Here is an 8726-nt window from a genome sequence, read left to right on the forward strand (position 1 = left end):
CCTGCCTATACTATTTGATAGGTTTTTAAGAGTCCCTATAGTTTTTAAGCCATAGCCTATGCCTGCGGTAGCGGCTGTGGCCAGACCGGATATCAATGCCCCACCAAAATCAACACCACTTTGCATCCCCATAAGATTGGCTGCTGTTTGGCCCGCTATGCTGCCAATGAAGCCTGCCGCAATCCCAACGCCGAGCACAGAGCCAACACCGGCCGTGCCAGTAATAGCTCCACCTAATGCGGATAGTCCTGCTCATTATGTGCTCAGGGCCAAGTCTTGAATTTAGTCATCAATAATCACTTGATTTCACTCGATAATTCAGATTCATGGCCTCAACCTAGAGGTGTAAATTATTAGAATTGCCATTACATCATTCAGCAAAACAAAATTAAATTTGACCCGATTTAAACTATTATACCTCTATGTTAAAATCACAATTTAATCAATAAGGGCTCTCCGCATGAGTATCGTAACGCTTTTCGAACAGTTGGCTAGTACAGTTCACCATAAAGTAAGTCTGGATAAATTTTTAAAAGAAAAACACTCTGTTTTACAACAAATAATTGAAAATAATGACTCTTCGAACCTAAAAGCTCTATTCAATAAAAATGCGGTACTTGCTGATCGCACCACAATTTTTGAATTATAAATTTCAAGACAGTTGTAAATATGGAAATAAGTCCAGATACATCCTCACTTGTTGTTGTTGGGAGTGGAATTAAGTTCTTTGCTCATTTAACTACTGAAGCTATTACTTATATACAACAGTCTGATGTTGTCCTTTATTTAGTAAATGATCCGATTTTAAAATTATGGATACAAAAACAAAATAAAAATACTGAGTCATTAGACTTTTTATATCATTCGAGCCCTTTGCGTGCGGAAGTATATCGACGTATTGCAGATTATGTTTTAGAACATTTACATCAAAAAAAACATGTGTGCTTTGTTTTGTATGGCCATCCGAGTGTTTTTTCTAAGCCGGGATTAGATGCAGTAAAGCAAGCACAGAAGAAAGGTTATTTTGCTAAAATTTTACCAGCTATCTCCGCAGAAGCCTGCCTTTTTGCTGATCTTCTAATAGATCCAGGCTCTTTGGGATGCCAATCGTTTGAGGCGACAGATTTTTTAATTTACCAACGCAAATTTGATAACTCATCTCATTTGATTTTATGGCAAATTGATGCGATAGGTCTTCTTGATCAAGAGTCCACAAATAATAAAAAAACAGGTATTTTGCTCTTATTAGATTATTTAAAACATTTTTATAACCCTGAAGATGAAATGATTATCTATGAAGCAGCGCAATATCCTGGCTTTGAACCTAGAATAACCCGCATACAATTACAACAACTCCCAGATATTCAATTATCGGCGATTTCAACTTTATATGTTCCTCCAGTAAAAAAAGCCCGTTGCAATGAGACGGTATTAATCGCATTAGGACTAAGATAAAAATGACGGACTACTTAATAGACTTCGCTAAAAAATATGCCGCAAACTACAGAGGATTACCCATACTTTGTTGGCAAGGTATTATTTTAATGGGCATCAATACACTCACTATCGGTATTTGTTTTTTCCTATCACTATATTTTGTTAATAGTCGGCACTTTACCCCATCTATCGCTGGGTTATTGCTCTCTTGCTATGGATTAGGCACCGTATTTGGTGGACTCATCGCTGGTAAACTATCAGATAGATTTTCGTCCAGACTTATTTCGCTCTTTAGCCTTTTCGCTCAATCTGCCGCATTCTTTCTTTTGATTTATTTACAATCGTCTTTTACATTAATGTTTAATTTATTTTTGCTTGGGCTAGCAGCTTATGGATTTAAAACATCCAATAATGTTTGGATGCTCAATATGTGTGGAAATGATACCCTCTTACGATATAAAACAATTAGTCTTTCTCACGTTGCAGCTAATGTGGGGTTAGGATCATCTGGTGTACTCATTGCTAGCATGAGTCCTTATGGTTTTCAGTCAATTTTTTATCTCTCAAGTTTATTGCTTTTATGCTCTGCACTTTATCTTCTATTCCAAAACCCTAAAACTGCTCATATACCATTACCAATTAGAGCACAATTCCACAACAAACATCCATATTCAAATGCCGCACCAATAATCTTAATATTAATTATTTCATGTGTGTTTTTTGTCGGGTTAATTATTGCACAGTTAGGTGCTACTTATCCTCTATATATTCAAGATTCATTTCCACATTTAGGTATTAATGCCGTAAGCATTTTATTTATTTTAGATACCGCCTTAATTGTCGCTTTTCAAGCTCCGTTAACTACACTAGTAAGCAAAAAAAATAAGCTATTAGTAACAGGATTAGGGGCTTTATTAATGGGCGTAGGAATGCTGATTTTAAGTTATTCTTCTACCTTTGCGCTGGCTATTCTTTCTTGTATTATATGGACAACCGGAGAAATGCTGTTTATCTCTACAGCTCAACTAATCTGTTACGAACTAAGTAACAATCAAAAGAAGGGGCAAAGCTTAGGGTTATTTCAAACCACATTTGCAACAAGCAATGTCATAGGACCTGTGATAGGTGGGATCATTTATCAGAACTTTGGTGGAAATTTACTCTGGTATTGCAGCATGTTCCTTGGAACGCTGTGTTTTTTGTTGTGTTGGTATTTCAGCACCTATCCTGACACACCCTCTTAAAAAAGATGCGTCTGCGGCAAATGATAGTTCTTTCTTTTGTGGAAATAAAGTTTCATTGAACCGACTATCACTATTTAATAACTCAAGAGAATTTCTAAGTATATTATGGCTATCTAGGGCATTATGAAAATAGCTGAAATCAACCACTTTTGCTATTTTCCCGAATACAGTATCAGAAGATAATGCGTTGTCTTTTGATAATTCTTCGATGAAAATATTCATGATATGTTCCAACTCACGCATTTCATTTATTGCACTCGAGGCAAGTCTTGATCTTGGCGAGAATATGCGTGTGGCAGGGTGCTGTAATGAATAATATGTAGGAAAATAATCCGTTTCAAAATTAAAATATTTAGGCTGCATCACCGTTGGCTTATATTTTTTTAAGCCATAAGACTCCACAAAAACTTGCTGCAAAATATCTACAGGTAAGGCATTATTATCCGTTGACGGAGCATAACCAGGAGTAGCTCCCAGGGCAGTAGCAAATAAATGTTTCGCAGTATCAACAAGGTAAGGATTAGGCTTTAAATTACGACTCTTTTGTATGACTGAAAAAGTAATGTCGTAGTAAATTCTATTTCGTTCATACTCATATCGATACCATGCCAATTCATGCAAATATTGTTTTAACGTTTTCCAAGCAACATCATTATACAAGCTGGTTAACCAACTTTCGGAGAAATAAACAATACAACAGCGCCAATCTGAGCTAATTACATCACTATTAATAACCTCTCTAAAAATTTTCCAATGCTCATACAGAGATTTTGCCGGCCGGCTTTTAATATTAAAGTCTCGTTGTAAATTTGAATGATTTGCGGTTGCGCCTATATTAGGTAGCATAAATGTAGAACGCGCTCCAGCTGTTGAAGACAATAATCCATTAGGTGTATAAACATGACTTTTTCTTTTGTTTAAAATAGTCGAGAGAGGAAAAATATCTCCAGGCTTAAAAACAAACCAAGGAATCGTGATTTGTAGATCTTTCAAGTCAATAAAACACTCCAGCTCTTTTTCAAGAATCATACCTAGCGGCGTACCATTTGCACTATATCCCAGATGCTTAAAAATATCTTGTGGAACGTTAGGATCGGTAATTCGATAATAGCCTCCATTTATATTGGGAAATAAGGAGCTGCATGTATCCGCATCAGTATCACCATAAGGATAATAAGCAATATAGAGCGGGTAAGATTGATTTGGTGATAATTGATCTACAATCTCAGTAAAGATCGGCTCTACTTTGGCGAAGCGTTGACGAATATCTGACCAAAAACATTTAACCAATCCATTTCGTTCATCAACCGCTGTAAACATCAATCAACATCCTTGTTCTATAGATAATTTATAAAAAAGCGTCCGATTCTAATTCTACTAAAATAGCCCTGTCAATTAAATTGATTTTGTTTAGTGCAAATTGCGTATTATTAGGTTTCGAAATTTACATGAAAATAAAATAATTTTTTCTTTTTATCTGCAATGTTCTAATGCATCGAGTCCAAACTCTATGGAAAGAACATATTTATCAATTTAAGGATTAAATGGTAAATCATATGTTGTCATCATCGAGTCTAACTTCAATGGAAAACTTAACTTAAGAGGTTGTTTAGGCAGCCTCTTAAGTTAAGGATTTTATGATGTCCGAAATAAATATGTGCATCATTAATATTAATTAAAAATACCATGAATTAACTTCGGAACCAGATGAATCTACGTAGCTTATACCTTATTGTTGGCACACCCACCGAAAATACTCAAGCTTGGAGAGGTCCCACCTTATTTTCATAAAATTTACGGAGTTATAACATGGGATGTATTATAGAGTTTAATGATAATTTGAGATTTGATTTTATTCAAAATAAATGTAAACAAAAACTATGGATTGATGCTCTATTACAATCAACTAAAGCAGGCATTGAGCATTTAGCCTTTATTCTTGACTTACCAACTGAAACAATCATTCAGGTACATCAGGGGGCACATTATCTTGAGCAAGCCTCTGCCGAACGTTTGGGGCAATTATTCTTAATAACTTTTGGGACTTAGAACCAACATTTACTCACTTGATAAATTAAAAATTGTGCCAAAGTGCTTTAAATAGTAATTGCTTTATCTTAGTTTTTTCACTACCCGCTCGTTTTTTATTACAGGCTCTTAATATTACGTGAGGCTCACATACGTGAAGGGTCAAGCCCTGAACGATCCCGTCATAATTTTGTACAATCATATTTTCTCCAAGCACATAATGCTTTCTCGGATATAAAATAAGGCATCACTTAACTCTTTTTTCTTGATTTTGTAACATTTTGTATTCCTTAAAATATGAAGACCTAGGAATGTAATACTTAATACAGCTACATCACGTACTGTATTGGCCTGAATCTGGTATTGCCACTTGTTGATTAATCCTACCTGTCCAGCTAACCAAGTAGAGACCATAGCAAGAAGGGCGACCAATACTAAGTTTTCTAACCGCATGATGTCTTTTGTGCCGGATTCAGGCAGTCGAAAGCCATAGCGTTTTTTATATCCTTAAAAGCACTTTCTATTTGCATGCGTAACTTATAGAGTTTCATTACTTTTTTAGCTGTTGTGTGGTGTTGGGGTAGCGAAGTAACGAGCACCATGGTTCTTTAGCTCCCTTGGCATATTTCTTACTATTGCTAGAGCAGCACTTCTCGCCTTGTATCGTCTTTTTTATTCGTCCTTTGCTTTTTTCTCGAAAAGTATAAAGATGCATGTCTATTGGATTCGCTTTTGCAACAGTTACTTGCCCCAAGTATTTGGGAGTTGCTGTTGCTTTAGGATGAAGCTGTCTTACGTCTGTCCACTCTGAATCCTCTATTTTTATTAATGTTTGATGCCTTACTCTACCAACAAAATCCCATCCTAATGCCGTTATTTGTGAAAACCAAGTATTTCTAAAGCCCGCATCCGTAATAATAATTGGTTTGCATTCTCTGGGCAGAATGGTGCTTAGTTTTCTTAGAAAGTGTTTATGGATGTTAGTATTTGCATAATATTTTTGAGCATGAACTTCCTCATATAGGGTCATCGCTCGACCAATACCTGTAACGGATGCTCTTAGAAAATGATGCTTGCAATCAGCAGCCACTGGAGACCAATCGATTATAATTACTGGGCGCTTTAAAGTTCCTATCCAAGTTTTTGCAACATAAGAATAAAGACCATTGCGCTCTTTATGAAGTTTTTTATTACCAATTAAGGCATCTACTTTTTTAATATTATGTTTAGGTGTCGTTTGATTTGCCATACCTCGACCTAGGGCACTTATCCAAAGCTTTCCACAATTTATAAGTGATAATACGACATCAAATAAACACTGAGGGCGTTTCTTATGACGAATAGAACATGACTTTTCTATATTCTTTTGCAATAATTTCACAGCATGCATGATTTTTCCTAGTCTATTTATTTCTGGCGAAACGAATTAGATCACGAACAATCATGCATGTCTATTTCTTTGATAGTTACATCTTCTTGTTTTATATCTCTTTTTTTAAAAATTTGACGGGATAGCTCAGGGTCAAACCTTGCTTTTTGTTGATAACCATGAAGGCTTTGGTGACTGATTTATAGTTGATTGAGAGCTACTCCAAACCCCATCATCAGCAGACAAGGCCTTTCCTGCTCTCACAGGATTTAAAACAATATATCGAGAGAGCTCGAGCAAAATAATTATCCTTTCTACTAAAATTCCCTTAAAGCGGCCTTGGAATACATGGCCAACACGACTATGTGTTCGATTAAATTTTTGCGTATATATCCCATTTAATAACTGCATCCCCATGAGGAGTTTCGACAAGCAAATGATAATGATTACTCATCCAGCAATAGGCATAGCATATCATGGTTGTACCCCATGAATATGTGAGAAAAAATATCTAAAAATAAAATCCTATCCTCATCTGATAAATAAATATTTTCCTGATTATTTCCTCGTGAAGTTATATGATACGTAATACTCTAACCATGCTGGACTTACCTTCTTCTTATTTTTACATATAAGATCAGATCTAATTTATTCTTATTATTCAATGAATGAATTAATTTGATTATTTTCTATAATTAACGCAAAAATCAAGACCTGCCATCATGGTTTTTATGGTCTTGTTTAGAACAATTTCATCTTATAAAAAAAGCTTCCGTTATTTCTTCAATAGCCCTTTTTAATTGAATATTATTTCCAAGACATACTCCTTCAAATGCCATATCCTCTTCAAATAAATCTAAAATATCATTCATGATATTATTAATTAAAAGATCATTCTCTTGATAAGTCTCACCGAATTGAAACCCAAACAAAAAACAAATATCATCATCTTCCTTTTTCAATACTAAATAAGCTGATTGTAGACCATCATATTGCGAACAAATGCTCTTTATTGAATTAATAAAATCATCTGAGAAACCCTCATCAGGAACAGCTAACTCTACCTCTTTTGATTTCTGTATGGTTCTTTTATCAATCATGTATTATCTCCAAATAATCATCTAACAACTCTAAAATTTTACTACCAGAGCTTGCTATATCTGAAACAAAGTGTTCAATTCCTTTCAGCTTATTGTAATTATTTTTACTTGAGTTTAATTTTTTTAACAAAAAGCTTAATTGGCTATTTTCGGCATAAACTCCTTCCGATTCGCGTTCAAATTGGCTCATAGAAGATAGTCTGTTGATTTCTGATAGCAGATTATTATATTCAGGAAATGACATTAATTATTTCTCCAATAATTTCTAAACCATTTGGTTTGAGTAAACCAACTAGAATCTAACTTCCCATCTATGAATATCTGGGATCCTCCTCCAGACAATTTAACTCCATTTTGTCCAATTTGTGGTGCTGCTCTACCCACCCAAATTGAAGTGCCTTTGGGTAATTCAACTGTAGTCATTTTTGTAATAGAATTACCCCAATCTTGCAATAAAGCTAGATTTTCCCTTAATTCAACTTTGCTCTTATAAACATCGAGTGATGCAAACCTACCTACTCTACCAGCTTTCCCCCCATGGGCACGATATAGAGTAAGTGGCTCATCTAATATTACACTGGTAGCTTCTCCGTTAAGAAAGGTTGAACGGGTTGACTTTCTAAGAGTCGCGGATGAAGATTTAATTAAGCCATCTAATGCCGTTTCACTAGTATGAGTTAACTTTTTTGGAACCGTTTGTACTATTTCCTCAACAACAGCTGTTTTACCACTTAATAAACCAACCTTCGAACCAGTCTTTCCTAGCCCTTTTAATGCAGTGTATGCTAATTTTCCTCCAGGCACCAATCCTAATGCGGCAAGACCTCGATTAAGATGCTCCTTAGTAAGCAAATCTTTACCAGACCATACCTGACCTGCTGCTTTTAATTGCCCCACAATAGGAACAAAATCCAGTGCAGCAGAGCCTGCCATTTTTAAATAATCAGACGTTGTTAGTGATATACCTACTTCTGAAACATGTGAGCTTGCCCCCCAAACACCTAAAACTTTTGGGCCATATCTTAGAATTTCCTCCCCATAATCTTCCCAAATTTTTCCAGCTGCTTCGCTAATTTGGGTTAACGGAGTTTTATCAGAAAAACCTTCTGGGATAGAAGAGTAGTTATTATCCTCTACAGGAATGGCACAATATTCACTATTATACCCGCCATAAGATGGCACAGGAACAGCACGCTCCTCCTCAATCAATTGCTGTTCTTTATAGTTATTAAACTCTTGCTCGGATTTTTGATAGTCACTTAATAAACCATCAATAGATAATTCATCTATAGTCTGAGCATACTCATCCAAATAATGAGGCGAGACCATCCCTGACACTACAGCGTTTCCTATCACGCCCCCTAAATTATCGCTAAGAACTTGGCTCGCATCAAAATGGGTGCCTGTGGTGAGTGATTGAGCACCGGCTCCTGCTAGAGTTTGTAGCTCAGCGCGTAGCATGCCGGTGTGGTTATCTAGGTTTTCGAGTTTTTTGCTGAGGTTTTCTCCTGCTTTTGAGCCCATTAGACCTCCGGTTACGGTGGCTAC

Annotated in this window: 12 protein-coding genes; 4 read left to right on the forward strand and 8 right to left on the reverse strand. The window is 35.9% G+C overall.

Going from position 1 to position 8726, the window contains the following annotated elements:
- Positions 1-198: hypothetical protein (locus E1P08_RS16880; protein ID WP_133138112.1), on the reverse strand; the 198-nt coding region annotated here is incomplete at its 3' end.
- 262 nt (positions 199-460) lie between these two features.
- Here E1P08_RS16880 and E1P08_RS16885 point away from each other — a divergent pair.
- Genes E1P08_RS16885 through E1P08_RS16895 form a run of 3 tightly spaced genes read left to right on the forward strand, consistent with a single transcriptional unit; the run spans position 461 to position 2681 of the window.
- Positions 461-649: a hypothetical protein gene (locus E1P08_RS16885; protein ID WP_133138113.1), complete on the forward strand. Its 189-nt coding sequence runs from the start codon at positions 461-463 to the stop codon at positions 647-649.
- Positions 650-669: 20 nt separating this feature from the next.
- Complete coding sequence (locus E1P08_RS16890) at positions 670-1455, forward strand: SAM-dependent methyltransferase (protein ID WP_133138114.1); 786 nt, start codon at positions 670-672, stop codon at positions 1453-1455.
- A 2-nt stretch (positions 1456-1457) separates the two neighbouring features.
- The gene (locus E1P08_RS16895; RefSeq protein WP_133138115.1) at positions 1458-2681 is read left to right on the forward strand and encodes an MFS transporter; all 1224 of its coding nucleotides are present in this window, start codon (positions 1458-1460) and stop codon (positions 2679-2681) included.
- Here the strand turns inward: E1P08_RS16895 and E1P08_RS16900 are convergent.
- Complete coding sequence (locus tag E1P08_RS16900) at positions 2595-4001, reverse strand: hypothetical protein (protein ID WP_133138116.1); 1407 nt, start codon at positions 3999-4001, stop codon at positions 2595-2597. The two genes, E1P08_RS16895 and E1P08_RS16900, sit on opposite strands and share 87 nt — an antisense overlap.
- A 489-nt stretch (positions 4002-4490) precedes the next feature.
- Here E1P08_RS16900 and E1P08_RS16905 point away from each other — a divergent pair, with 489 nt between their 5' ends.
- Positions 4491-4730, forward strand: a complete 240-nt coding sequence (locus E1P08_RS16905) for a hypothetical protein (protein ID WP_133138117.1) — start codon at positions 4491-4493, stop codon at positions 4728-4730.
- 177 nt (positions 4731-4907) lie between these two features.
- On the opposite strand, the gene E1P08_RS17590 is transcribed toward E1P08_RS16905, so the two are convergent.
- The 6 genes from E1P08_RS17590 to E1P08_RS16930 all read right to left on the reverse strand — a co-directional run.
- Positions 4908-5162, reverse strand: a complete 255-nt coding sequence (locus tag E1P08_RS17590; RefSeq protein ID WP_242602515.1) for a hypothetical protein — start codon at positions 5160-5162, stop codon at positions 4908-4910.
- Positions 5153-5311 (reverse strand): transposase, encoded by a 159-nt coding sequence (locus E1P08_RS17595; protein WP_341272490.1) that lies wholly within the window; start codon positions 5309-5311, stop codon positions 5153-5155. The genes E1P08_RS17590 and E1P08_RS17595 overlap by 10 nt, the downstream gene beginning before the upstream one ends.
- The gene (locus E1P08_RS16910) at positions 5260-6099 is read right to left on the reverse strand and encodes an IS4 family transposase (RefSeq protein ID WP_242602516.1); all 840 of its coding nucleotides are present in this window, start codon (positions 6097-6099) and stop codon (positions 5260-5262) included. Before E1P08_RS16910 ends, E1P08_RS17595 begins: the two co-directional genes overlap by 52 nt.
- 731 nt (positions 6100-6830) lie before the next feature.
- A complete protein-coding gene (locus E1P08_RS16920) occupies positions 6831-7178 on the reverse strand; it encodes an enhanced serine sensitivity protein SseB C-terminal domain-containing protein (RefSeq protein ID WP_133138118.1) in 348 nt (115 codons plus the stop codon).
- Complete coding sequence (locus E1P08_RS16925) at positions 7171-7422, reverse strand: hypothetical protein (protein WP_133138119.1); 252 nt, start codon at positions 7420-7422, stop codon at positions 7171-7173. The genes E1P08_RS16920 and E1P08_RS16925 overlap by 8 nt, the downstream gene beginning before the upstream one ends.
- Positions 7422-8726: pre-toxin TG domain-containing protein (locus tag E1P08_RS16930; protein ID WP_207387388.1), on the reverse strand; the 1305-nt coding region annotated here is incomplete at its 5' end. The genes E1P08_RS16930 and E1P08_RS16925, both read right to left, overlap by 1 nt.

This window comes from Legionella rowbothamii, assembly GCF_900639985.1.
GTDB lineage: Bacteria > Pseudomonadota > Gammaproteobacteria > Legionellales > Legionellaceae > Legionella > Legionella rowbothamii.

Excerpts from the sequence above, each read along its gene's own strand:
- E1P08_RS16920 (WP_133138118.1), bottom strand. The coding sequence starts at position 7,178 with ATGATTGATAAAAGAACCATACAGAAATCAAAAGAGGTAGAGTTAGCT.
- E1P08_RS16890 (WP_133138114.1), top strand. The coding sequence starts at position 670 with ATGGAAATAAGTCCAGATACATCCTCACTTGTTGTTGTTGGGAGTGGA.
- E1P08_RS17590 (WP_242602515.1), bottom strand. The coding sequence starts at position 5,162 with ATGCGGTTAGAAAACTTAGTATTGGTCGCCCTTCTTGCTATGGTCTCT.
- E1P08_RS16905 (WP_133138117.1), top strand. The coding sequence starts at position 4,491 with ATGGGATGTATTATAGAGTTTAATGATAATTTGAGATTTGATTTTATT.
- E1P08_RS16885 (WP_133138113.1), top strand. The coding sequence starts at position 461 with ATGAGTATCGTAACGCTTTTCGAACAGTTGGCTAGTACAGTTCACCAT.
- E1P08_RS16910 (WP_242602516.1), bottom strand. The coding sequence starts at position 6,099 with ATGCATGCTGTGAAATTATTGCAAAAGAATATAGAAAAGTCATGTTCT.
- E1P08_RS16925 (WP_133138119.1), bottom strand. The coding sequence starts at position 7,422 with ATGTCATTTCCTGAATATAATAATCTGCTATCAGAAATCAACAGACTA.
- E1P08_RS16900 (WP_133138116.1), bottom strand. The coding sequence starts at position 4,001 with ATGTTTACAGCGGTTGATGAACGAAATGGATTGGTTAAATGTTTTTGG.
- E1P08_RS17595 (WP_341272490.1), bottom strand. The coding sequence starts at position 5,311 with ATGGTGCTCGTTACTTCGCTACCCCAACACCACACAACAGCTAAAAAA.
- E1P08_RS16895 (WP_133138115.1), top strand. The coding sequence starts at position 1,458 with ATGACGGACTACTTAATAGACTTCGCTAAAAAATATGCCGCAAACTAC.